The sequence below is a fragment of the Candidatus Nomurabacteria bacterium genome (assembly GCA_020632395.1).
Taxonomy (GTDB): domain Bacteria; phylum Patescibacteriota; class Dojkabacteria; order SC72; family JAHDCA01; genus JACKFQ01.
Window position 1 is genome coordinate 26330 of the sequence record JACKFQ010000003.1, and the last position, 24841, is coordinate 51170.

Consider the following 24841-nt stretch of genomic DNA (forward strand, 5'->3'; position numbering starts at 1 on the left):
ATTATTATGCATATTATTTCGCTCTCAGGATATGTAAGTATCTTCGTAGAACCTATCGGAAAGCCTTTAATGGCGCTCTCAGAAGATGCAGGTACTTCAATTTCCGATACCTTCTCTGCAGTTGGCGAGATCGGATCTATCAGAAGAGAAAGGAATGATCTGCTAATCGAGAATGCCATACTTAGAGCTGAAAATTCGACAGTGAAATTTCTTTTGGATGAGATAGGCTTGCTACAGGTTGAACTTCAACTATCTCCTGATGAAGAATTTAGAGCAGAAACTTCGGTCCTGAGTGATGGTCATGAGACAGCTAACGAATATCTGATAGTCGATAAAGGTAGTCAAGAAGGCATCTTGGAAGGAGATATTGTGCGTTTAGGAAATATATTCATCGGTAAGGTCGACACCGTGAACAAGAGAACATCTATAGTCGACCTTCCAACTAGCGGAGAACGATACTGGAGAGTAGTTGTAGTTAGCAAAGATGAGAAATTATTGAAAACACCAGTAGATGAGCTAAAGCTCTCAGATGAAACTACAACAGAGAGTTGGCCGGGTGTGGCAATTGGAAAAGATACTGGGATCGTAGTCCAGAACATACCTAATAGTGCTACGGTTAAGGTCGGTGATTATGTTTTTGTAAATGATGCAGATGTGGGTACAGTTCTCTATCTGGGTGAAGTTGCAGCAGTTGATTACGATCCTGCTGCGGTAGGTGTGGAGGTAGCTGTGAAATTGCCTGTAGAGTACCAGTATCTGACTAATTTGTTCGTTGTACGGCCCGGTGGGTAATATATTTGTACTAATATTTGTAGGAGTGGTCTTAGCTATGGTAGAAGTGATATTCACTTCTGCAAGTTTGATATCTCCAGTCGCAGTAGTAGCTCTGTTACTATCAAAAAGATTAACTGTCAGATCTTCTGTGATCGTATACCTTATGGTCACATTGTTGATCGATCCTTTCTATGGACATCTTTTAGGGGTGTATTTCATTTCCATAACAGCATTACTATTGGCTTATAATACGCTAAAACGGGTATTGCCCTATGAACAATTGTTGGTTCGGATCATCATCCTGTTTCTATCGTTCATGATCTTCCACTTCTTTAAGATGATAATGATCGATATCAGTAGTGGTTCATTAGTTCGGACTGATGGTATAGACATACTGCTTTTCTCACTGCCAAGGTCTATAATTGAAACCGTGATATTCTTACTGCTGGATCTGCTTAATTCTAATTATCTAGGAGGTGAGAATAGGTCAGTAAAAGTTAAGATTTAGATCAAAAAGAATTATCAATGACAGGGATATGGGATCTGGAACAGAAAAAAGTGTCGAGCTGGAATTTCATCCTCGCATTTATACTATTTGGGGCAATAATTGTTGCGTTGCTGAGCTCTGTTATAGATCTCCAGATAGTCCAAGGCGCTGATTACTCTGAAAGATCCCAGAACAATCAGATCAAAACGAGCTATGTATATCCTAATCGGGGAGTGATCTTTGATAGAGATGGAAGGAAGTTGGCAGAGAATGTTGCAGCAACAAACTTAGTATTAGAGATCGAACCTTTTTATGATGATGAAGGATTGAATATTAAAGAATTGACACCAATACTTGATAAGATCGGAACAATAACAAAAGATAAGTGGAAAGAACTCCGACCTGCTCGTGAGGCTGAAGTACAGATCGAGGACCTGAAGGGTTATGTGACATACATGATCGAACGACTTGAGAAAAAGGAAGGGGTATATGCAAGATACGGTTCGATCCTGCTGGCAGCAGATCTAGATAATGAAACTACCATCGACCTTAAAGCAGCAAAAGACGAATTACCAGGAGTTATGATAGAGGAGGGATATAAGAGATATTACCCAGAAGGAGCATATTTCTCACATCTTTTGGGTTACACCAGTATAGTCACAGCGGAAGATCTCGAGGATCTGCAATACCTTGGATATGACGATAGTATAGCTTTTAATGGGTTCAAGGATGTTATCGGAAGGTTAGGTATCGAGGCAGTATATGATGAACAGTTGATCGGTAAGAAGGGCGTTAGTGCAAAAGAAAAGGTCACTGGGGTTGAGCGTATGGTCGAACCTGTCGTAGATGGTTTGAATCTTTACACATCTATCGACATAGATGCCCAGAAAAAGATGCAGGATCTTCTCATCAAAGCTGTAGAAGAGCGGGATGCAACTGGTGCTTCGGGGATTGTGATGGATGTCGATACTGGAGAATTGATCGTAATGGTGTCCACCCCGTCATACGATAATAATGATTTTGTAGGTGGTGTAGCACAAGCAACTTATGACAAATTATTGAACGATCCCAAAATTCCTCTACTGAACCGAAGCATTGCTGCTCAACTCCCACCCGGCTCAACATTCAAGACACTTTCAGCCACTGGTGGATTAGCATCAGGCGCTATAGATACAAATACCCTGTATACAAGTAGGTCAGGATATACATTTAGCAATGGAGCACCTTTTCAGGAGTATCGTGGTAACTCGTATGGAACATTGAATGTTGTCGGTGCACTATCAGTATCATCAAATATTTTCTTTTGCGAAATGATCAGAAATTGGGATATCAATGAGTTAGCCCCATACTATGAAATGTTTGGGATAGGTTCTGTGACAGGAGTAGATCTGGTTGGCGAGATGCCCGGCAGAGTACCATCACCAGCAAATAAGATAGCTCTTTCAAAGATCCCCGGTATCACCTGGTTAGAACCTGTTTGGTATCCGGAAGGAGATGGTTGTAATTCGGTAATAGGTCAGGGAATTGCCCTGGTCACACCTATACAGATGGTAAATTGGATCTCAGCTATAGCAAATGGAGGTGTGTTGAATACTCCACATATTGGCAATTACTTTGTTCAGAAGGATGGAGGAAAAGTGAGTATCGATCATACACCTATCAGACAGGTGGATGTTTCAGACGATGTGCTATCAGTAGTCCGTAAAGGTATGCGTGAAGCCGTAGCCGGTTCAAGAAGGAGTATTTGGGCACTAACAGATGCCAAGGTAGATGTTGCTGCAAAAACCGGTACAGCGGAGTTCGGAGCCTTGAACGAGAAGGGGATCTATGAGCACACGCATGCATGGGTGACAGGATTCTTTCCATACGAAAAACCAAAATATGCATTTGTGTTACTTCTTGAGGATGGTGGTGAGAGTTATCAGGCTGCCGAAGTAGCCAGAGAATACATTGACTGGTGGATCCAAAATATGAAGTAGCGAGTGGCGAGGAGCGGGTGGAGAGATTGCAAATGGTGAGGAGTGAGTGGAGAGGAACAAGGAGCAAGCGAGTGGAGAGATTGTGGATGGCGAGGAGTGATGAGTGAATGTCAGATTGCGGATAGCGAGATTTGGTTAATTAAGAGTTAATGGCGCGTCTGGAATAGTAAATGGCAAGTGGCTGATTCCAGGTTACAAATGATGAATGGCGCAAAACTAACCAAGGATACTAAGATTTACCGACCTCCATCGACAGATACAACTTGTAATCTTGTTTTCACACCGTTTGGAGAGGAGTAGGTCGCTTCATCGCCCTCATTAAGCCCAAGCAATGCTTTTCCGATAGGACTCTCGTAGGAATATTTATTCTGTAACGGATCAGCCTCAATTGGGTCGACTATCATGATCTTCTGTTTCTTATTATCGATCTTCACAATCGCTGTTGATCCGATCTCTATGGTTGGGGTTATTTTCCGATCGAGAATTGTCACATTCCTAAGGATATGGTTCAGTTCGCGTCTTTCTAGTTCATTTTCGTGTAGAAGTTTTAATGATACGGTTATTGCGTCAGTTTCTCGATCATCTCCCTCGATGACAGCTTTTTCCCAATCCTTATTTAACTGTTGACGTCTAATTTCAAGCTCTAAAGCCTTTTTCTTCAGTTGCCTATGCTTCTTTTGGGTGATCTGATAGACCCTTTGTTCTTTCATTTTTGGTTAAGGAATAGTTAATTATGGAGGGGTATGATTTTATCATGATACCATCTAAACCCACAAGAGATATTGACACACCAGCGTTTATGTCTGCAATTCTATCATTTCCTGGATTTGGACATGTCAGATTGAAAAGATTGATAGATGATGAAGTACAACGTATCGGAGAATTTCAGCATGAAAGTGTGACAGAACGTATCGAAGATCCTCGGCACAGTAAAGGTGAGCAAAGAGAGCAGGGTATTCAGCAGAAACAAAATTCTCACCAAATTGAAGCAACTGACACAAAGAAAAGGTCTCAGCAGAACAAACCAAGTGGGCAGGAAACCACTCAGGAGGGCGTAGTCACTCAGGAGGGTGTAACCACTCGGCAGGGCGTAGTCACTCGGCAGAGTGAAACTCCTCGACAGGGCGTAGTCACACGGAAGGGTGAAGTCACTCGGCAGAGTGAAACCACCAGGGAGAGTATAGTCACCTCAAATAGCGTAAAAATGCAGTTTAATGAAAGTTCTCTGTACTCAGAAACCTCTCCGTATAGGTTTGACCTGGATAGACTTATTTTCAAGTTTTGTACAGAGAATGGCATCTCAGAGCAGGTTTTCCGAAGAAAGATGCGAGATTTTGAAAGTACTTTTATATCAGGGGATATAATCCCCGTCATGTGCTGGTCTAAGCTCTTTCCCCAGGGATTTTTGGGCTTACGGGATGCTCCTCAGGTGATCTTCATAAGTGGTGATCCATCGATACTTTCTTGCTCGAACATAACGATTGTTGGTACTCGAAAGCATACCTTTTATGGAGGTAAGGTAGTTAGGCGCATTATTGATTCTATCAAGAATATTGCAACTGAAAGTGCTGTGGTTAGTGGTTTGGCATATGGGATCGACTCCCAGGCACATCAATATACTTTAGATTCTGGTTTGAGAACTATTGCTGTAGTTGCGGGTGGGATCGATAAAGGATACCCAAAAAGAAATGAAAGATTATATGATGAGATAGTTCAAAAAGGAGCTGTACTATCTGAATTTCCACCTGGTGTGGATGTCGTGAAAGGTATGTTTCCGATGCGAAATCGTCTTCTTGCAGCACTGTCAAAAATGGTTATCGTTGTGGAATCCTCGTCTAAAGGAGGGTCGATGATAACAGCAAGGCATGCTGCAGAGATGGGTGTAGACGTTCTAGCCGTACCGGGTGATATAGATAGAAGTGTTGCTGAGGGGTGTAATCTATTGATTGCACAGGGTGCTATTCCCCTGTATTCTTTTGAGGTCTTTGACGAATATTTGGAGTTGAAAAGGGGTGCGTGTTAGAATATCGCGGTATTGACAGTCATTCATAGAGCAGATATTGTGCTTACCAGATGAATTCAGATTATTGGAATGATAAATATTATGAGTAACCTTGTTATCGTAGAGTCCCCATCAAAAGCTAAAACCATAGAGAAATACCTCGGTAAAGGATATAAGGTAGTTGCTACTGTAGGTCATGTGATCGACCTTCCGAAAAGTAAATTAGGAGTTGACCTTGAAAATGATTATGCACCACAGTTTACCACCATCAAAGGTAAGGGAGCTGTAATAAAACGAATTAAAAAGGCTATCCCAAAAGGGGGTAAAGTTCTTCTTGCAATGGATCCTGATCGTGAAGGTGAGGCGATCGCATGGCATGTTGCCGAGGCACTCAAACTTAAAAAACCTCAAAGAGTCGTGTTCTACGAGATCACTAAGAATGCTGTGAATGAGGCGATCAAGCACCCTCGAGAAGTTGATATGCATCTGGTGAATGCACAAATAGCGCGCCGTGTTTTAGATAGACTCGTTGGCTATCGGGTGTCGCAAGTTCTATGGGAGAAGATCTGGTACGGTCTTTCTGCTGGAAGAGTACAATCAGCTGCCCTTCGGCTAATTGTAGAGCGTGAAAGGGAGATCGAAGCTTTTATTCCAGAGGAATTCTGGAAAGTATTTGCTGATGTCATCGTCACAAACGAAACCACTTTGGAAATGGAGTTGGTGAGGAAGAATACGAAAAAATATCGACCATCAAGTGATGAAGAATTCACAACTGTAAAGTCTGACCTCAAGAGATCCATGTTCAAAGTGATCGATATTAAGAAGAAGCAGATAAGCAAATCTCCATTCCCACCATTTACAACATCTTTGCTACAGCAGGCAGCCAACAATATGCTTGGGTTCACAGCAAAAAGAACCATGTCATTGGCACAGGCCTTATACCAGGGGGGGTATATTACATATATGCGTACAGACTCATTCAACCTCTCAAATCAGGCTATCGATGCTATCAGAGAAACGATAGTACAGAAATTCGGAGAGAAATACCTTCCTCCGACACCTAAGTATTACAAGAACAGGAGTAAAAATGCACAAGAAGCCCATGAAGCCATAAGACCAACAGATTTCAGCAATACTGCTGACCTCATAAGGAAAGAAATGACAGGTTCTCATGCAAAATTATACGAACTGATATGGAAAAGGGCGATATCTTCACAAATGGCAGATCGAAAAAGTGAACAGATAACAATAACGACAGAGGCGATTGGTGCCAGTAAGGATAGTTATGAATTTCGAGCTGGTGCAGAGAAGGTGTTGTTTGAGGGCTTCCGAAAGATCTGGGGAAGTACGAATGGGAAAGATGATCTAGGTATTCAAGAACTTTCTGCTACATTGCAGATAGGGGAAGAATTTAAAGCTAAGAAAATACGAGGAACCCAACATTTCACGCAACCTAAGCCGAGATACACAGATGCCTCTCTTGTGAAGGCATTGGAAAAACATGGTATCGGACGTCCATCAACTTATGCCACGATAATTAGTACTGTACAAGATAGGGGATATGTAGAAAAGATCGAAAAATACCTACATCCTTTGGAAGTTGGTACTGTTGTAAATCACTTTCTTGAAGACAATTTCGGTAGATTGGTCGATTACGAATATACTGCAGGTGTAGAGGATCAATTGGACCTGATCGCGGAAGGAAAAGAGGAGTATGTTAAGTTCATAGACCAAGAGTTCAAGCCTCTCGAGAAGGAGATAAAAAAAGCAAAGAAAGATGTTAAAAAAGAGGATGTTGTTATTTTGGAAGAAAGTGACGAGAAATGTCCTGAATGTGGTGGTAAAATGGTAGTCAGATTAGGGAGGTATGGGAAATTCCTTAGCTGTTCAACCTTCCCCAAGTGCAAGGGAATGACAAGTTTAGATGGAGGCGAGGAAGGTCTCGATTTTGAGAAATATTTGCGTCCGGAAGAATGTCCAAAGTGCAAGAAAGCTCTCGTGTTAAAGGGTGGTCGTTACGGGCAATTCTGGGCATGTTCTGATTATCCGGAATGTAAGGGAACATTGCCATTACTACTAACTGAGAAATGTCCGGAATGTAGTAGACCTTTAGTAGAAAGAAAAAGCCGTTGGGGTAGGATCTTTATTGGTTGTAGTGGTTATCCTGATTGTAAATACATCAAAAAGACCCCAAAAAAGAAGAAAGAGGAGGAGTAAAAGGGTGGAATTAGAAGGAAACGGTGTTAGTTGATTCAGAAACATACTTACTTCATTAGAAAGGTTAAATAGTTGTCCATATTCTTTTGTCCGTATGATCAAAGCAAATATTAATAATATATACTCATTTCTCCCACCCGGTGTTGATCAGTTTGGGTTTCAAATAGTCCGAAATACAGAATATGCAAAATATCTTGCCGAGATCGTTGGGGCAGAGTATTCAGGTATGATATCAACTAATACAAGGCTTCCTTCTGATAGCTACTTGTTTTCATTCTGTCCAGTAACTGTTGAACAGTATGATCAGCTTCAGATTGATCCGACAAGGTTGTGGGGAGGTATGGTGAAATTCTCATTCCCACTAAAAGGTATCATTCACCCATTAGTTAAGGATACACAGAGTGTACCGGCGAATTTCCCCCGAGAATTCTCAGAAAAGCTGTACGAACAACATCTCTCGGTACCAGGGATCACCTGCTTTTCAAAGAAAGACATTCGTAGAGCTTATTTTGACCTGTCAAAAGATGGTTTTATTGTTAGACTTAAAGATTCGCATGGTTCGGGTACTGTAAAACAGTACAGATTGGAGAACCTTGCACGTCTGGAAGAGATCTTATTTGGGTATCAGGATGGATATATAGAACGGTCTGGTATGTTGGTCGAACTAAATATTGTTGATCCAGAAGGTAGTGCACTACCAGACTCATATTCCATAGGAGTCTTGGAAATACTTGGAAACGTATACTCATATATCGGTCATCAAAAGATCGTGGATAGCGGTCTTTTTGGATATTTAGGAACAAGGTTATCATTATATAACGGTGGTTTTAAAGAGGAGATCAGTTCTCACGGTCTTTATCAAATAATTGAAAAGAAAGCTAACTCGATGATTCAATTGATAACAGAATATAAGCCATTTCGTGTTGGTTCAAGATTAAATGCTGATTTGATCTATGGTGTTTTCGAAAGGGAAGATCTTCAAGAAACTATCTCGCAGAAACCTGAAATGTATTTTACTGAGATCTCGACTTACCCAGGGGGAGCTACGGCTGGTGAGTTAGTAGCAGTAAGATATTTAAATGAAAATCCGAATAAAAGAAGTATCACAATAGACTCTTTGACCGATCACGCATATACAGGTCTATATGATAGAGACTATGTGAAGATCTTTTGTGATACAGTAGATCCAATACTTGGACACACTCGTGTCGGTGCAGTAATAGTTGACGAATAGTACTTCAATTTTTATCAAATTCTTGCCAATTAGTGTCATTCTTCATCTTTGTATCTAGTAATTCTCGTAGAATATCAACCATAGGTCTACCAGACGTTTCAGAATCCCATTGTAAATAACGGGCCATTTCTGGTGTGAGATTGAATAAATATTTTGTATTTACTAGTTTTCTGGCCCTTTTTAAGAAGCTTGATATAATCTCTTCGAGGTCTTTCTCGTTTGTGTATTCAGCAAACTCAAATTTATTAGACTCTTGGTATGATCGTATCACCACAGAAGGGATGTTCTCCTCCCCCTTTTTGAAAAAGACTAATACAGGTTTTTTCATCTCAGCCGCTTTTCCAATGATGAATCCGATCCCATTGCTGTAATCTGTGTTTTCGATTATCGCGACATCTGATCTGAGGAGGATCTTATTGAGTTTCTTATATAATCCATCGAGGTTTTCTTTGTCTGCAGTCGTACTAGAATCAAAGTACGAATCATCAGGGTGTACTCGATTCTTTTTGATCACCTTTTTTGTGATCTTTCTGAATTCATTTAGAGAATCGTTATATTTCACACCAAATATTGCAGCTCTCATAGTAAGTTTGCTAATAAAAATCTTATATATCTCATACATATTATATCATGCAATATATACTTCAGACAAATTTAATACTTTCCTTGTATCGTACAACATATGCGTCCAAGAGAAAAAATGACCCAACGGGGAGTAGAAAGTCTCTCTGTAATAGACTTACTGTCCTTAATCGTAGGGTCGGGTACCAGCAAACAAAATTACCAACAAATTGCCAAGAAGATAACTGAGATCCTTAAGAAACAAGATCTTGAGGATCTCCAGGGGACATTTGATGAGATACTTCAGATCAAGGGAATAGGAGCATCAAAGGCATGTGCAATTGTTGCTAGTCTGGAGATCGGTAGGCGATTGTATGATCCATCGTTAAAACAAAGAAAGAAAGTGACTACTTCATCTCAGGCAGCAGAATTGTTCAATGATATTCGTGAAAAAAGAAATGAAGTGCTGCAATGTGTGTTCTTGAATGCTCGATATGAGTCTCTCAGGTGTGAGACTGTATCAATTGGGTCGATCGACCAGGTAGGAATACATCCTCGAGAGATAATCAGTAGAGCCCTAGAACTAAATGCTTATGGAATAATCATCTGCCACAACCATCCTTCTGGAGACCATTCCCCAAGTGTTTCTGATAGACAAGCCACCCAAAGACTAAATAAAGCATGTGAATTGATCGGGATAAAACTGATCGATCATATTATTGTAAGTAAGAACGGTTGGACTAGTATTCTTTAAGTTTAGTATTTAACAATATGAAGGATCCTCCTTGCAATTAAGGTGAAGCAAATACCTTATAAATGACTTCATTATGATCTGTCAAAAGTGTTGGGGCATCAGCTGCTTTGTGCGGCAATGGATCAAAACATCAAAGTGCTTTTTCAAGATATTTCCGTATCTTACAGAATATTGCTATCATTCTGGTGAAGTAAGTTTTCTACTGCCTACAGAATGTATGAAGCATTGCTGGTCGATCTTGACGATACTCTGATCCGTTCGAGTACACTTTATAACCGAGCTACAAAATTTGTTGCGACGTATCTAGCAAGGAAATACTCATTGGATCTAGACCCTTTTTATGAGGTAGTTCAAGAGAAACACCAGATCGTTCAGCGAAATTTCCCTACTGTTCACACACGACATAGTAGAATATTGGTTTTTAGGATGGCTTTGGATCAGGTTGTGCAGAAGTATGACCTCTCTTTGCTTCCTGATATTGAGGATATGTATTGGAATTTCTTCTTAGACCATATTACGACATACCCAGAGGTGGAGAGTACATTAACGAAACTGAAAGATCACAATATTAAGATTGGTGTCGTATCAGATGGTAGCTTGAATCTCAGGATCAGAAAGATCAAAAAGGCCGGCTTGTTGCATTTGATAGATGAAGTGATCGCTTCAGAAGAGGTGATCTTCGAAAAACCGTTTAGCGCGATCTTCACACTTGCGTTATCTAGATTAGGTATTGAGGCTTCGGAAGCCATAATGGTGGGTAATAATTTTAAAAATGATATCCGAGGAGCTCAGCTTATCGGAATTCGTACAGGATTGTATGATCCTCCTGTAGATGGGAATGTTGAGGGTCAAGATGGTACTATCAAGGCAGATTTTGTTATCTCTGCCTGGTCAGAACTCCTTCCCGAATTTGGTATCTAACCTGATGTGGGTTGAATTTAAAGATCATTATCCATCTCATCTCCGCGGTCTATCTCGTGTCTGCCACAGCTCCTTTCCTGTCATACACCCCCATATCTACCCCAGCTACATCCCTGTAACCAATCTCGTGTCTGCAAGCTAATCCTATACCCATGATCGACCCCATGCCTATTATCCATTTACCGATTTCATGTCCACCACTAAATTTCACTCTCCATAACTGACCACTCTCCATAGCTGACCACTCTCCATAACTGACCACTCTCCATAACTGACCACTCTCCGTAACTGACCACTCTCCGTAACTGACCTCATGCCTGCCTTTGTGCAAACCCCGGGATCCACCTCGTGCCTGCCTTTGTGCAAACCCCGGGATCCACCTCATGCCTGCCTTTGTGCAAACCCCGGGATCCACCTCATGCCTGCCTTGATGCGAATCCCGGATCCATCTAGTGTCTGCCTTCAAGTTAAACCCCAGGCTTAACCTCGCACCTGTTTCGTTCCAATGTCTTTCAAACTGTCATCCTTTCTACAACCGTTCTCGAGTTAGTTTCTATCATGATCATTCTTTCAGCTTGAAAACGACTCTTTCATCTGTTATTATCGCCTGGGAACTAATCTCGCATACCTAGCAAATTTCCTGGCAATATGCCTGCTAGGTAGGTGTAAATTAATTATAAGGAAAAATTATCATGGCAGATACACAATCTGTGCAAATTCCCGCATTAGAAGAATTCTTAAAAGCAGGTGTCCACTTCGGTCATCGCAAAAGTCGATGGAATCCCAAAATGGAGGAGTATATTTACACCGAAAGAAATGGTGTACATATAATCGACCTCGTTAAATCAATGAAGATGTTGAAGTCGGCTTTGGAAGCGATGCAAAAAGCTGCTGATACAGGGTCTATCCTACTTGTCGGTACTAAAGGGCAAGCAGCATCTATGGTCCAAAAGGTTGCTGAAGATAATGGTGCTTTTTATGTGAACACAAGGTGGCCCGGAGGGTTATTCACAAATTATGAGATGATACATAAAAGTGTTTCAAAGCTAGTGAGTATGGAAGAGCGTCTAGCCAGTGGAGCCGAAGATCTTGTCAAAAAAGAACAGTTGTTATTGGATCGAGACGTTGCTCGACTCAACAAACTTTACCAAGGTATCAAGTTCATGGATAAACTCCCTGCAATGATCGTAGTTATCGACAGTAAACTTGAAAAGAATGCGATCAAAGAATCAAGGTTAGCTGGTATTCCTATCGTTGCATTGATAGATACGAATTGTGACCCTGATCTTGTAGATTATCCGATCCCTGCTAATGACGACTCGATCAGAAGTATAGGAATGTTCTTAGAATTGTTTGGAGAGGCTATAAAAGCTGGAAAAAGATCTGATAGGGTTATCTCATTAAGGCAATCTCATACAGCTAAACTAGATTCTCTTCGAGCAGAGTTTGAAAGAAACGAAGAACAGAAGAGACAGCAAGAAGAAGCTGAAAGAGAGAGAATGAAGAAGTTAAGAGCTGGTTTAGAGGTAGCTGAGGCTGCAAGATCTTCTGCGTCAGAGGCAAAAGTGGAGGAAAGAACAACAGTTGTTCGTGTGACAAAGAAAGATGACGGAAAAGAAACAGCACGCAAGGTAGAACCTAAGAAGAAAGAGAAAACACTCGAAGATCTTGGCATCAGTGGTAGAGTAGCATCAGCGCTCGAAACAGCAGGATATGCTAAGGTTTCCCATCTGGTAGAGCTCACAAAGAGCGATCTAAAAGCAATAAAAGGAATAGGTGATGTGGCCGCAGATGAGATCCTAAAGGCGATCAAGAAAATGAAGTAAAGAGTAAATTATCAGATGCATTGGAATTCAATGTTATCTGATATTCAATAAAATTAGCTAGATCAAGCATGAGTTACACAGCAAAAGATATAGTCGCACTTCGCAGTAAAACATCTGCCGGAATGGCATTATGTAAGGAGGCTTTGGAGAATGCCGATGGTGATATGGAGAAGGCAGTCGTATATATTAATGAAAAAAGTGATGCGGTAAGTCGATTACATAATATGACAGGAGCCAAGATCGGTCTTTGCAAAATAGCGTTCAAAGATGCTGAGGAGGATTTTGAAAAAGCACTTGATTTGATCGAAGAACGTGGATGGGCTTCTGACCCTGTTGATACAGTAGAAAAACCTAAAGAGGGTATGATCGGTTCGTATGTTCATGGTACTGATCGCAAGACAGTTGCTCTAATAGAGGTAGAGTGTGTAACAGATTTTGTGGCTAAAAATGAAGATTTTATCCAATTTGCAAATGAATTAGCCAAGCAGGCTGCTGCTATGAAACCTGAATATGTTTCTGTCGATAGGATCCCGGAAGACAAACTCTCTGAACTTAAAGATCTGTTCAAAAGAGAGGCTTTGGAGGAAGGGAAGCCAGAAAATATCGTTGAGAAGATCATCGAAGGTAAATTGAACAAGTTCTATGAGGAGAAATGTCTATTATCCCAAAAGTGGTTCAAAGATGACACCAAGACGATGCAGAGTTTACTTGATGACGCAATTGGTAGATTAGGTGAGCCTCTGAAGATCGGAAGATTATTGGTCTGGGAATTTGGTAAGTAGGTAAGGGATACTTCGTATCGATCCGATACTAAATGTCGGTCAGATGGGATTCCTATCTGTACTGGTGCTGGGTGAGGTTCAGCCACCGAGTACATGACGGAGATAGGCACGAAGTACACGATGAGGTTCAGCCACCAAGAACATGATATAGATCAGTAGGGGTGTTTCGATAGCGTCAGATAAGTATTTTTATCGAGGAGATGAGTTTTTGGGGTGGCTTTGCCACCCGTTTTGTTTTATTGTGAACCAAACATGATACCCCATTGGTAAGTAAGGCGATGAGGTTGGGTTTCGCGAAGCGGGGTGTTAGCCTGTAAGGGCTGGTGAATAACACAAATACTCCGATCGTAAGGTTGAGGGGATTTTGATAGGTTCGATCCCACGGTAAATTCAAAAATGAAAATTCCAATCTACACGTTTCTGATGTAAAATCTTTAGGGTGTGAGTAATGTTTTTATGTAAATTTTGACTACAAGAAACTTTATGGATTTTGATCTATTTGATTCTGACCTTGAAAAATGTATTGAACACTTGAAAGAAGAGTTGGCACAGATACGAACAGGGAGGGCTACTGCCGAGTTGATCGAACCAATAAAAGTCGAGGCTTACGGGACTATTAGTCCGTTGAAGAATCTTGGAAATATATCTGTTTCTGACACAAGAAGTCTTTTTGTGCAGGTTTGGGATAAAGGGGTGGTCGAAAGTGTAGCAAAAGGTATAGATGCAGCTAATCTTGGGTTGAGCACAAGTATTGAAGGCGATGGAGTTCGCGTTCATGTTCCCGAGCTAACGGAAGAAAGGCGAAAAGACCTGGTCAAGGTAATGAAAGAAAGGGTAGAAACAGCTAGGATAAGTGTCAGGAATGTACGCAGAGATTATATCAAAATGATCGATGAGATGGTTAAGGAAGGAGAATTACCTGAGGATGACGGTAAAAGGTTCAAGGATGATATTGAGAAGAGGGTAAAGAAGACAAACGAGGTGATCGAAGATATGAAGGATACAAAAGAAGGTGACTTAATGAGCATATAGCTCTTTTTTAATATCAGTTGTGAACTAAATGGGTTTTATAATAAATATCGTTTTGGTCATTTTGGTGCTTGGGCTTCTGATCTTCATCCATGAACTTGGACACTTCTTGGTTGCTAAACTCTCCAATGTGAAGGTAGAGGCTTTTTCTATAGGGATGGGGCCGAAGATATTCTCAAAGAAGAGAGGGGAAACAGAATATCGTCTATGTCTGCTTCCTATCGGTGGGTATGTCAGTATCCTGGGAGAGGTAGTAGATGAGGAATCTATGTCAAAAGCAGACATCGATGATCCTCGAAATTTTCAAAATAAAAATGTATTCGTAAAAATAGCGATACTTCTGGCTGGAGTCACATTCAATCTTTTGACTGCAGTTATCATATACTACGTTTTTCTTAGTATGTCAGCATTTAGTTTCGTTTATCCTTCTGACGTTGTAGGGTATGAGCCTACTTTTGGCAATAAGGTAGAGAAGGTTTTGGGAGAGCTGTACTATTCTGAATTATCCGAAGATGGTAATGCTATAAAAGAGGGTTGGCCTGAAGATGGTTATATCAGAGCTGTAGGTGATAGCGAATCAGACCTAAAAGAGATCCAGACCTCAAGAGAATTTTCAGAATTCACCAAATCAAGGGCAAGTGAACGGATCTATGTTGAGATATGTGACTATATCGACAAGGCAAAGGTATGCGAGGTGTATCCAAGTGATCTATCCGAAGAAGGAAAGGTAGGTATCCTGCTAGAAAATAATGTCATCGATCTGATCGAGTATCGTGGTTGGGAAAAGTATGCGGGTGGATTTGTACATTCTGTAAATATGCTAAAGTTGGCAGGAGTACACATAGGAAATATCTTTAATGATGCCTCTGATTCCGGTGATTATACTCAAGCAGTTAATACTTTGGCGGGTCCTGTAGGGTTGTATTTCATTGTTGATTATCTAAAAGGTTTAGGGATATTGGGAATATTAGATCTGATAGCAAATCTAAGTCTCACGCTATTCTTTATGAATCTTCTTCCGATACCTGCATTAGATGGTGGGCGTATCGTATTGGTGATCGCTGAGAGGATCATGGGTTCCAGATTTAATAAGAATATTGAAGCATGGCTTATTCGTATAAGTTTCATTTTACTGATGTTACTGATGGGGGCTGTCCTGATAAAGGATTTCATTTACATCGACCTGTTGCGAGATCTCTTTGCTTGATGTACATTGGTATATAGATAATTATCAAAAAGCCTCTTGATGGCATACAATGTTCGATTAACTAAGAAAGGATCTGTATTTCTAGCTGTTGTAGGATTTCTTCTATTTGGCGCTGGCTTAGCGTTTACAGTTGTTTATTTAGGGAATCGTGATAATCAGATCGGTACGGGAGATAGTGATGCATCAGGGATCTGTTGTAATGGGGGGGAATGTAACGACGGATGGCAATTTGGACCGGATGCAAACTATAAAGGTGGTACATGTGATCAACGTAATATTGCTGCTTGTGCTGAACACGGTGGAATCGCATCTGGAGGAGAGGAGTGTGAGGCATCTGCATGTGGTACTTTGAATCAACCGTGTTGTCAGCCGGGAAATGGATGTGGAAATGGAATGAATTGTGAAGGTGGTACGTGTGTATTGCCTAATACAGGAGGGAATCCCGATTGTGCTACATGTGTTGGTACCTGTACTGCCACAGGTTGTAGTACGACTTGTGGAGCAGGTATAAACCCTCGTGATGATTGTGGGATATGGAACTCAGGTTTTATGTGTGATGGATGGTCACAATCAGGGTGTAACGATGCTAATGGTACTACAGTAGGTACACCTGATTATTCTAATCCAGAATATTGGTGTAAAACCTATCAATTTGATAGTAATGCACCAAACGGTGCTTTCTCCGTAGTATTTGTAGGTGATAAAGGGGATTACTGTATAGACTTTGAGCCAGGTTGCGACCCGTCGCAACTCGATTGGGATTGTTCACAAGAGTATTCCTGCAATGTTACAGCTACTGCTGTGTGTGAGATTCTACCGGATGATACAAAGATCGATGTATCCTGGAATGTCACAGACGCTAATTTTACATTGGGTCCTGGTGATACACTTGGAACTACTATAGTAAGGATCGATAATATAGATGACGGTCATTGGTTCACGGATGGAAATGACTTCTGGTGGTCTACCGATAATCAGGCATTCATTGATTCGGGGGGGAATCCAAGTAACGCAAGTTGGACTTACAACGGAGATGAGATAAGACCCGATGTTAATTATACAGTGAGGGTTGCTGTAAATTCTCCAAACTATACCGGCGATTATCAAGGTACATGTTCAACGACTGAGATCCCTGTCAGATGTGATTCTACAAAACTTCAGTGTGATGAACAGGGTTGTACTTCAGATGATCAGTGCTCGAGCGGTCTTGCTTGTACGGATGGTAGATGTCGAAATCCGGATTGTCCGACGCAGACAAACTGTCAGTGTCCTTTAGGAGCATGTAACGAAACATGTAAGGCAGATGAGGATTGTAGGGGTGAATTAGTTTGTACAAATGGACAGTGTCGTGAATCAGCATGTACAGAACAAGCAGATTGTATCTGTCCAACAGACACACCTGTTTGGAGGATCTCTAAGGATGGTGTATCGAGCTGTATCAACTCAAATACATCTGCACAGGTCTTTTATACTGTAGTGGTAAGAAATGGAGGTGGAGCAACTGGAACGATTGTGGATGTTGTTGATACTCTTGATCCGAAAGTGGATCCAAGCTGGGTGAACCAAGGTTCTATCAGTAATGGAGGGGTACTAGAAGGAAAAACGATCGTCTGGAAATTGAGTGGTGATGATGCACAATTTGAACCTGGTGAGGAGTTGATGTTGACATACTCAATGCTGATCCCGAAGGAATCCTTTGGGGAATATACAAATATCGTGGAAGCAACACCGCAGAACGGAGAGAAATTCTCAGCTCAAGAAACAGTAAATGTAGCCTGTCTGATCCCTGTCACCGGATTGTTTGATGACACAAGTGGAAAGATCGTAGGTGCACTCATCCTGATACTTGTAAGCGGACTACTGCTTGCCTTCAATAATACCGATAAGAAAGTCTTGTTATTAGCTGGGGGTGTAGAGAGGGTTGCTGGATATTTTAGTAGGGATTCTCGAACCGAAAGATCGATCAGAAAACACAGAAGCCGTTTTGAACAAGACCTCGTAGAGGATGACGATCGATAGGAGTACTTGTCACCAGAAGATTCATTGTGTAGATTGATAGTGTAATACTATTATTCAACAAATTATCATTATGAAAATTACCAGAAAAGGATTAACCTTTATAATCGTAGGATTTTTCATTATTGCCATACCGGTTATCATTTATGTTGTCTATCAACTTTCCCGCCCATCTACACAAGTAGGTCCATCAGATAGTAGTGCGGGAGATTATCCACCCCCAGTATTTAATGAGGAGTGTAGTGATCTTGCAGGTCCAGGGGTTACATGTGTAGAGGATGGGGCGTATTACTGTGAGACCGGAGAAGGTAAGGGTTGTACATATAAACAGAAATGTAAGTGTACCGAATCATACAACGGTAATATTTATTATCAATGGATCGACAGTGGTGACCAGTGTGCGGATATGTCCGAATGTCCCGCTGCCGGTGGAGGAACATGTACTCAAGCGGAGTGTGATGCAGCAGGTAATGGTCCTGGCCCCGGTGCGGGTACTACATCCGGTATCTACTGTTTCTGTGATAATTTCCAATGTAGTACTGTGAACGGATCACAGTGTAGTAATAGATGCGATACTGGTTGTGAAAGCTTTACTGGTGTCTTAGGGTGTGGTGATGATCCAAGACCTGCTTCAGAACAGGATATACCACTTGATTGTTTTGCCCGACAGATCGATTATTATGGAGGTACAGGAGGGTATACTCTATGTCCAAGATCTCTTTCTGGGGATGACTGTGAGCCATCAACCCCACCTCCACCTACAGCCGATGTATGTGATATCACGGTAAGTGCAGCCTGTGTCGAATCTTCCTCTGCACCTGCCACAATAAATGATGGTGTAAGTGCAGATGTTTCTTGGAATGTGACTGGGGAGAACTTCACGATCGGTGAAGGTCAAGGTAGGGTTGTTATCAGGATAAATGATCAAGCAGATGGGTGGTTCACCCAAGGATCAGATACATACTGGGCAACAAGTTATCAGGATTTCATCACGAGTGGTAAGAATGCAAAATCAGCGACACAAAACTTTGATTTTGGTAGGACTGACGCAGGGGTACAGTACGATAGGATAAAAACTGGTCATACATATGAAGTATGGGCAACTGCCTATAAGACACCTGATTCTACTACTGCGATTTGTGAATCACCCAAAGTACCCTTAAACTGCAATGTGACACCACCACCACCGCCAAGTACAAGTTGTGGGGATGGTAACTGTGATACTGGTGAAAGATGTGAGGTAAGTAATGAAGGAACGGCATTCTCATGCCCGATAGGTGGTCCAAACAAAACGATCAAATCATGTAGAGCGGACTGTACATATTGTGGTGATGGGATAATAGATGCAGGTGAGCAGTGTGATGATGGAAATTCTGATAATGGGGATGGTTGTAATTCAAGCTGTCAGACCGAGGCAATAACAAAAGAGCCATATTGCGGGGATGGTGTCTGTAATCAAACAACTGAGATGTGTGAGGCAAATAAAAGCTGTATTGATGATACCCAACAAAATGTTGAATGTAGAGTGAATTGTACATATTGTGGTGACGGAGAACTGAATGGTGATGAGCAGTGTGATGATGGCAATGATAATGATGATGATGCTTGTCGAAATGACTGCTCTCTACCAAGTTGTGGTGACGGTGTGATAGATGATGGGGAAGAGTGTGATGATGGCGCTAAGAATGGTGGAGATACTTGCACGATAGATTGTAAACTCCCTGCACCATCTGACTGGAGTATTGTGAAGAATGGTACTCCTACATGTACAACTGGCAAAGAATTAACCGCACAGATCCTTTACAAGATAACTGTGAAAAATAATGGTACAGGATCAGGTGAGATCGATCGTGTGATCGATACTTTGGATGATGCAGTCGATCCGACATGGGTGGATAAAGCTTCGATATCACCTTCATACGGTGTTCTATCCGGAAATATCATTACTTGGACTGTACCCGTTGCTGAGAGGGTACTACAGCCTGGTGAGAGTAAAGATTTTGTGTATAAAGTGAATGTTCCTTCAGGGTCATTTGGCACTTTTACCAATACTGCAGAGATAATCCCTGTAAGTGGGAATCCAAGTTCTGTAACCAATCAGACAACCGTTACCTGCTCAACATCGGGAGAACCACTTCCTGATACAGCTATCTTTGATAATATGCTTGGAAGGGTAGGAATAGGATTACTGCTGATCTCTATCAGTGGTCTGTACTTCTTCATGGATAGTACAGATAAGGTCTTGTTGAGATTCATATCGAAAGATGAGAGATTGGGTTATGAGAGAGAGAAGTTTGAAAAGAGAACCAAGAAGTGAATCGTATTGCAATGTGAAGATGAGAATTGCTAACATCCCTTGTGGATGTTTGCATTGGGGATATGCTATAATCCCGTGCTTTGAGATTACTTTATAAGTAGGTTAGATGGCAGTAATTGTCCATTCGAACGAGAGTATAGATAGTGCATTGAAAAGGCTTCATCGTGAGGTTCTTAGGGAAAAGATCCTTGAGACCTTTAGAAATCGGGTCTATCACATTGCACCTTCTAGTCTAGACTCTCAAAAGAGGCGTGAATACGCCAAGATGAAAAGACGAAGGAGAACAGCAGCACGAAGAGCTAAGTGATCTTATGATCATCTAAGTTTTTATTCGTTCAAATTATGTCCGAAATTCTGGAAAGAATGAGAAAAGATATGTTCAAGGCCGTAAAAGATCACGACCAGGTCATTTCTGGGATCATTCAATTAGCTATAGCAAGTGTGAAGAATTTTGAGATATCAAAGGGTGAAGATGTATCAGAAGAAGAGATCATAGAAGTACTTCGCAAAGAATCTAAGAAATTGCAAGATAGTATTGATCAATTTACCTCTGCAGGTAGGACAGATCTTGTAGATTCCACTCGTATCCAATTAGAATATATCAAACAGTATCTCCCTCAAATGATGAACCTAGAAGAGATCGAGGGATTTGTTGATTCAACAATAAAAGAGATGGGGGAGGTGAGTATGAAAGATATGGGTAGGGTTATGGGTGCAGTAATGGGTAAGTTACAAGGAAAAGCAGAGGGAAATGCAGTAAAAGATATAGTGATCAAGAAGTTAAGCTGAATGTTTCTGCCCAATGAAAAAAGGTCAGCCAAAGATCGTGTTATTTGGTGTTAGATCCCTTCCACCCAATATCCAAGAACATACTCTTCTGCAAAATATCGAAAAGATGATCGATCTGATATCCGCCGAGATCAAACTGGTTGTTGATGTGATAGAAGTATCCTTTGTAGATGAAGAAGCTATAACTGAGATCAATTATGAAACACGAGATATTAGCTCCTCGACAGATGTACTTTCATTTGAGGCAGGAAAACTCGACAGAGAAAAAATAGCGGAGGTATACGTTTGTTATCCTGTTATTGAGGCAAAGATGTCAGAAGTTGTTCATGATGTTACAGATGAGGAATTTTTAGAAGTTGTAGTAAAAGAACTGATCCGTATGCTCATACACGGCTTATTGCATACAAATGGATATGATCACAGTACGGAATTAGAGTATGGGTATGAGGATGACAATCCGGAGGCTATGTTCATAGAGCAAGAGCGAATACTAAAGATCATCCTAAAAACATATCAGAAAAGTAATTAATTTATATCAATACAGATGTATCTTTTTGCAGGTTTGGGGAATATTGGTGATAAATACAAAAATACACCGCATAATGCGGGATTTATGTTTGTAGATCAGTTCCGTGAGTACCTTGGATATGACACATTGTATAGTGTGAATGATTGGGTATATGACAAATACCTCAACGCCGAGCTTTCTATCGGAAAGGTTGGAATGGAGGAGAAAGTACTTTTTCTAAAGCCAATGACAATGATGAATGCATCAGGCCTAGCAGTTCGAGAGACATTAAATAGATACGACCTAAAAGCCTCAGAATCCCTTGTAGTTATACATGACGATCTGGATATACCCCTGGGGGAATATAAGATACAGCGTAATAAAGCTCCCAAGTCTCACAATGGTATAAATAATATCAAGCTAATGATCGGCACATCAGATTATCTTTCTGTACGGATCGGAGTAGAAAATCGCGTAAACAAAGATATTTCAGGAGAAGATTATGTTCTGATGAAATACAAGGACCAAGACCTTTTGTTACTCAATGAGGTCATCTCAGATGCCTGTCGTTCGCTACGAAGTCATTTGCAGGTCTGATCCTATGTTCACGATCAAAGATATCCAAAAGGAATTTGACCCGTTACTTTCATCTCAAGCACGGATTGCTCTACTTACCGGATTTCCAGACCACTTGGACCTATATACCGTAAGATCTCTCGCCTCTGATCTGCAGAAACGAGTCCAGATCCTCTTTTTTGATGATATTGAATCATTTGAATCGTATTCTGAAGGATTATATTCCAATAAAGTTAAGGCATATCTACTGGAGGTAGGAGGAGCTCTCTCGGAGATAGATCTCGTCAAGCAAGGCTTATCTAGAGTGAATAGAGTTTGGAAGCCTGGTGAATTTTCAATATATGGAGATGTTGCTGTGATTTGGCCAATTGGATTTGTTGATCCTGTCAGGGTAAGTATGTTTGGGGATGAGATCGAAAATATCAGTATCGTTGATGCAGAAACGCGTAGGCGAATAGAGGAGATCTCCAAGATAGAGATATCACATGGTGGATACGATACAGATGATCTTGTAGTGGATACGATAATTGAAGGAGTGCAGTATACAGAGAATTTTCCACTGATGTTGGCAAAGGTTAGGGGAGTAAATAAGTTCCATGGAGAAGATATCTCTGCTCCAGTCATAGATATTGGTTTCCGAGCACTTCCTCTCGTAGGTGAGAATGTGTTAGCCAGTAGTATCTTAGAAACATTGATAAAGACATATACTACAAAGGGTTATTCAATCCAGGCGATCGACACTTCACGTGATAGATATGATTCAGCGAGTGGATATGTGAAAAACATGTCCGAATTCAAAAAGGTAGTGGGAGATACACTAGCTATCATCCCGAAAGGTTTTATTGATGAAAGGGAAAAGACCGTTATCCTGACACCATATGAGACATTTGGTGAATTAGATCTTTCTGATCATTATCATACTGGGGAATCTGTCCATGAGGGGACAGTTGCCTCTATACAGAAGGTTCAAAGAGAAGAGATATTCAAAAAGATCGTTCCTGGTGATCATATTGTGCATGATGATCATGGAGTAGGTCAGTACAACGGTGTCATTGAACGGGAAGAAGGTGTTTTCATCGAGGTACGATATGCCGGTAAGGATCGGTTGTACGTTCCCCTAACCCAGAGCAAGAAGTTGACGAAATATATCGGTTCTGGCAAGGATCCTGTTTTGACTTCGTTAAATAGTGGGTCTTGGAGACGGATCCGAAAGAAAGCAGAGGCTGATGCTGAGAAATTGGCTATGGAACTCATCCAACTGTATGCAATGCGTAAACTGATGAAGACAGAACAGAACGAAGTGAAGCAAAGCGACTTTCAGAACTTTATTGATCGGTTTGAATATCAAGACACCGAAGATCAGATCGTAGCCACAGAGGAGATCATACGAGATATGCGCTCCGGATCGCCTATGGATCGTTTATTAGTTGGTGATGTGGGTTTTGGAAAGACAGAGGTTGCAATGAGAGCTATGTACTGGGCTACATTACAAAAAAAACAGGTGGTGATGCTGGCTCCGACAACCGTATTGGTAGAGCAACATCGGGCAGTGATCGAAGATCGGTTTGAAGGTACTGGAGTAAAGATTTCTGCAGTATCGAGGTTTTTGCCACCGACCAAACAGAGAGAGGCTATCGAGAGTGCAAAGAATGGTGAGGTCGACATCTTGATCGGTACTCATTCATTACTTAATCCTTCGATCAAATTTAAGAATATCGGTCTGATAGTGATCGATGAAGAACAGAAATTTGGGGTTTCTCAGAAAGAATCCTTAAAGCAGAAACGTGTAGAATCACATGTACTTTCACTTAGTGCAACACCCATACCTCGTACATTAAATATGTCACTATCTGGAATCCGTGATATCTCTGTAATTGCCACACCCCCTCATAGAAGACGAGCTATAAAAAATATGTTTGCCAAGTTTGATTGGAGTCTAGTTAATCGTGCTATCAGCAAAGAGCTTGAAAGAAAGGGTCAGGTATATTACCTCCACAATCGCGTCAAAGACATCATTGATGTTAAGAACAAGTTGCAGAAGTATTTCCCTGGAAGTGTAGTGGAGATCGCTCACGGTCAGCTATCCGACCATGAACTCTCTGAGGTAATGTATCGTTTTGGTAAAGGACATATAGACATCCTAGTCTGTACTACTATAATCGAGAATGGTCTCGACCTGCCAAATGTAAATACTTTGGTTGTTGATCGTAGTGAGATCTTTGGACTCTCACAGCTATACCAGATACGTGGAAGGATAGGGCGTTCAGACAAACAGGCATATGCATATTTCTTCCACACCAAGCTTGTAGGACAGGCTGGTGATAGATTGGAGGCACTTGAAGAGGCAGAATCACTAGGTTCAGGTTTCCTTCTAGCCAATCGTGATATGGAGATCAGAGGGGTAGGGGAACTACTCGGCAGAGAGCAATCCGGTGCGATCTCTAGCGTAGGATACGGTTTGTATATGACTCTGTTGCAGGAGAAGGTATTGGAACTGAAGGAAGGGGTCGAGCCAACTTTGTAAAGAGAAGTGTGTATCAGTAACAAAATACGCCGAGAAGATTCAGAACGAATCCTATTGATCTTATAGGATTAATATGATAATTTGCATTTGATCCCGTTATACTCGATAAAATGATGTAAAACGTTCTGATCTCTCCTTAGCTAATATCGCCCCAACCCTTTCCGAGTCAACTTTTTTGGCGGAAATCTCAATCTTGCGAGATCCAGTATTGCGACCCAAGATATAACCTGTCGAATACCATGCTGTGGCAACACCTCCAAGACCAAGTAAATCACGTTCATTTCTTTCAATATACTCTTGCTAATACAGGCATAATGTCCGGAGTTAGAAGTCAGAGT

The 24841-nt window shown here is 41.2% G+C and carries 22 protein-coding genes; 19 read left to right on the forward strand and 3 right to left on the reverse strand.

Annotation, left to right across the window (positions count from 1 at the left end; all coding sequences use genetic code 11):
- The first annotated feature begins 6 nt into the window (after positions 1 to 6).
- The 3 genes from H6763_03405 to H6763_03415 are packed head-to-tail and all read left to right on the forward strand — an operon-like array spanning position 7 to position 3240.
- Positions 7 to 792: a hypothetical protein gene (locus H6763_03405; protein MCB9803850.1), complete on the forward strand. Its 786-nt coding sequence runs from the start codon at positions 7 to 9 to the stop codon at positions 790 to 792.
- Positions 785 to 1282 carry a hypothetical protein gene (locus tag H6763_03410; GenBank protein ID MCB9803851.1) on the forward strand — a complete coding sequence of 166 codons (498 nt, stop codon included), beginning with the start codon at positions 785 to 787 and terminating at the stop codon, positions 1280 to 1282. The genes H6763_03405 and H6763_03410 overlap by 8 nt, the downstream gene beginning before the upstream one ends.
- A 17-nt stretch (positions 1283 to 1299) precedes the next feature.
- Entirely contained in the window at positions 1300 to 3240 is a 1941-nt protein-coding gene (locus H6763_03415) for a hypothetical protein (protein MCB9803852.1), read from the forward strand.
- A 236-nt stretch (positions 3241 to 3476) separates the two neighbouring features.
- Here the strand turns inward: H6763_03415 and H6763_03420 are convergent, their stop codons facing one another.
- Complete coding sequence (locus H6763_03420; GenBank protein MCB9803853.1) at positions 3477 to 3950, reverse strand: GreA/GreB family elongation factor; 474 nt, start codon at positions 3948 to 3950, stop codon at positions 3477 to 3479.
- A 44-nt stretch (positions 3951 to 3994) separates the two neighbouring features.
- On the opposite strand from H6763_03420, the gene dprA reads away from it, so the two are divergent.
- The 3 genes from dprA (at position 3995) to H6763_03435 (ending at position 8693) form a co-directional block, all read left to right on the forward strand.
- Positions 3995 to 5263 carry a DNA-protecting protein DprA gene (gene dprA / locus H6763_03425; protein ID MCB9803854.1) on the forward strand — a complete coding sequence of 423 codons (1269 nt, stop codon included), beginning with the start codon at positions 3995 to 3997 and terminating at the stop codon, positions 5261 to 5263.
- A gap of 81 nt (positions 5264 to 5344) precedes the next feature.
- On the forward strand, positions 5345 to 7459 hold the full coding sequence (gene topA / locus H6763_03430; GenBank protein ID MCB9803855.1) for a type I DNA topoisomerase: 2115 nt from the start codon (positions 5345 to 5347) through the stop codon (positions 7457 to 7459).
- Positions 7460 to 7553: 94 nt separating this feature from the next.
- Positions 7554 to 8693, forward strand: coding sequence for a DUF3182 family protein (locus H6763_03435; protein ID MCB9803856.1), 1140 nt, complete (start codon positions 7554 to 7556; stop codon positions 8691 to 8693).
- Between the two features lie 4 nt (positions 8694 to 8697).
- Here H6763_03435 and H6763_03440 read toward each other — a convergent pair whose 3' ends face one another.
- Positions 8698 to 9276, reverse strand: a complete 579-nt coding sequence (locus H6763_03440; protein ID MCB9803857.1) for a hypothetical protein — start codon at positions 9274 to 9276, stop codon at positions 8698 to 8700.
- Between the two features lie 99 nt (positions 9277 to 9375).
- On the opposite strand from H6763_03440, the gene radC reads away from it, so the two are divergent.
- Both radC and H6763_03450 read left to right on the forward strand, forming a co-directional pair.
- Positions 9376 to 10008: a DNA repair protein RadC gene (gene radC, locus H6763_03445; protein MCB9803858.1), complete on the forward strand. Its 633-nt coding sequence runs from the start codon at positions 9376 to 9378 to the stop codon at positions 10006 to 10008.
- A 213-nt stretch (positions 10009 to 10221) separates the two neighbouring features.
- Positions 10222 to 10929 carry an HAD-IA family hydrolase gene (locus tag H6763_03450; protein ID MCB9803859.1) on the forward strand — a complete coding sequence of 236 codons (708 nt, stop codon included), beginning with the start codon at positions 10222 to 10224 and terminating at the stop codon, positions 10927 to 10929.
- A 49-nt stretch (positions 10930 to 10978) separates the two neighbouring features.
- On the opposite strand, the gene H6763_03455 is transcribed toward H6763_03450, so the two are convergent.
- A complete protein-coding gene (locus tag H6763_03455) occupies positions 10979 to 11314 on the reverse strand; it encodes a hypothetical protein (protein MCB9803860.1) in 336 nt (111 codons plus the stop codon).
- Positions 11315 to 11621: 307 nt separating this feature from the next.
- On the opposite strand from H6763_03455, the gene rpsB reads away from it, so the two are divergent.
- From rpsB to H6763_03510, 11 genes are all read left to right on the forward strand, one after another.
- The gene (rpsB, locus tag H6763_03460; protein ID MCB9803861.1) at positions 11622 to 12755 is read left to right on the forward strand and encodes a 30S ribosomal protein S2; all 1134 of its coding nucleotides are present in this window, start codon (positions 11622 to 11624) and stop codon (positions 12753 to 12755) included.
- A 68-nt stretch (positions 12756 to 12823) separates the two neighbouring features.
- Entirely contained in the window at positions 12824 to 13537 is a 714-nt protein-coding gene (gene tsf, locus H6763_03465) for an elongation factor Ts (protein ID MCB9803862.1), read from the forward strand.
- A 483-nt stretch (positions 13538 to 14020) separates the two neighbouring features.
- Complete coding sequence (gene frr / locus H6763_03470; protein ID MCB9803863.1) at positions 14021 to 14569, forward strand: ribosome recycling factor; 549 nt, start codon at positions 14021 to 14023, stop codon at positions 14567 to 14569.
- 28 nt (positions 14570 to 14597) lie between these two features.
- A complete protein-coding gene (locus H6763_03475) occupies positions 14598 to 15773 on the forward strand; it encodes a site-2 protease family protein (GenBank protein ID MCB9803864.1) in 1176 nt (391 codons plus the stop codon).
- A 39-nt stretch (positions 15774 to 15812) separates the two neighbouring features.
- A complete protein-coding gene (locus H6763_03480; GenBank protein MCB9803865.1) occupies positions 15813 to 17792 on the forward strand; it encodes a hypothetical protein in 1980 nt (659 codons plus the stop codon).
- Positions 17793 to 17862: 70 nt separating this feature from the next.
- The gene (locus H6763_03485) at positions 17863 to 20106 is read left to right on the forward strand and encodes a DUF4215 domain-containing protein (GenBank protein MCB9803866.1); all 2244 of its coding nucleotides are present in this window, start codon (positions 17863 to 17865) and stop codon (positions 20104 to 20106) included.
- Between the two features lie 106 nt (positions 20107 to 20212).
- A complete protein-coding gene (rpsU, locus tag H6763_03490) occupies positions 20213 to 20413 on the forward strand; it encodes a 30S ribosomal protein S21 (protein MCB9803867.1) in 201 nt (66 codons plus the stop codon).
- Between the two features lie 35 nt (positions 20414 to 20448).
- A complete protein-coding gene (locus H6763_03495; protein MCB9803868.1) occupies positions 20449 to 20895 on the forward strand; it encodes a GatB/YqeY domain-containing protein in 447 nt (148 codons plus the stop codon).
- A gap of 13 nt (positions 20896 to 20908) precedes the next feature.
- On the forward strand, positions 20909 to 21424 hold the full coding sequence (gene ybeY, locus H6763_03500) for an rRNA maturation RNase YbeY (GenBank protein ID MCB9803869.1): 516 nt from the start codon (positions 20909 to 20911) through the stop codon (positions 21422 to 21424).
- Positions 21425 to 21439: 15 nt separating this feature from the next.
- A complete protein-coding gene (locus tag H6763_03505; GenBank protein MCB9803870.1) occupies positions 21440 to 22000 on the forward strand; it encodes an aminoacyl-tRNA hydrolase in 561 nt (186 codons plus the stop codon).
- 4 nt (positions 22001 to 22004) lie between these two features.
- Complete coding sequence (locus H6763_03510; GenBank protein ID MCB9803871.1) at positions 22005 to 24503, forward strand: DEAD/DEAH box helicase; 2499 nt, start codon at positions 22005 to 22007, stop codon at positions 24501 to 24503.
- Positions 24504 to 24841: the final 338 nt, after the last annotated feature.